Source organism: Vibrio sp. 2-2(8) (assembly GCF_963888495.1).
Taxonomy (GTDB): Bacteria; Pseudomonadota; Gammaproteobacteria; order Enterobacterales; family Vibrionaceae; genus Vibrio; species Vibrio anguillarum.
On sequence record NZ_CAWPJM010000039.1, the window covers coordinates 1 to 844 of the forward strand.

Genomic DNA, 844 nt, shown 5'->3' on the forward strand with positions numbered 1-844 from the left:
ATAACGCCCGCTTAAGTGGTGAGCAACGCGGCCACGACACTCAATTATTACACCGTAAACACCTTAATCAATGCAAACAAAAACCGCCAAGCGTTGCGAATCCGTCTTGAAGCGTTTGTTAGTTGAATTCTTCCACTGACCTACATTTAGGGAAAGAGGAGCAACCCCAAAACTGTTTACCTTTATTTTCGCCACGCTTTGTTTCACGCACCACCATTTCAGATCCACAACGTGAACATTGCTTTATGTTTTCTTTTGAAGCGACCAGCTCTTTAACATGTTGCCTATGCTTTAAATCTGTAACTATGCCTTTCTTTAGCTTAACTTCATTGATTGCTGCGATAATTTGAGCGTACTCAGTCTCTGAAAATACTGGCTGTATGAACTGCTTAATGTAATCCAAGCAACCTCGTGCGTAAGTAACATTGTTAGGCATCTCAGTTTTAAACATACTATCACCAATAAAAACGATGACCGAGTGCAGCTTAGATGAATCTATGCCCAACAATGATTCAAGGGTTTTAATATGTTTATAATTCTGATGAAGAGGGTTCTGAAATTTAGAAGTATGCCGATAGATTTTTTGAGTCCATTGTTTTTGACTTTTTGAGCCAAAGATCCACCCTTTCATGTTTTTCGTTTCAACAACAAAAATACCGAACTTAGATACAACAACATGGTCGATTTGTGTTGTGCCATCTTCTGTGGGTAAGGTTACATCTTGTACTAACGTGTAGTCTGACTCAGGTAACTGTGACAGCAGTCTGTTTACCAAGAACTCCCCGAACATGCCTTTAAACCATCGGCTCTTGAATATCGAAACGAAAAGTAACAGAGGTATGAT

1 protein-coding gene is annotated in these 844 nt (G+C 39.6%); it reads right to left on the minus strand.

Annotation, left to right across the window (positions count from 1 at the left end):
- Positions 1–118: 118 nt before the first annotated feature.
- On the minus strand, positions 119–844 hold a 726-nt coding region (locus AACV12_RS11220), incomplete at its 5' end, for an NERD domain-containing protein (RefSeq protein ID WP_170901624.1).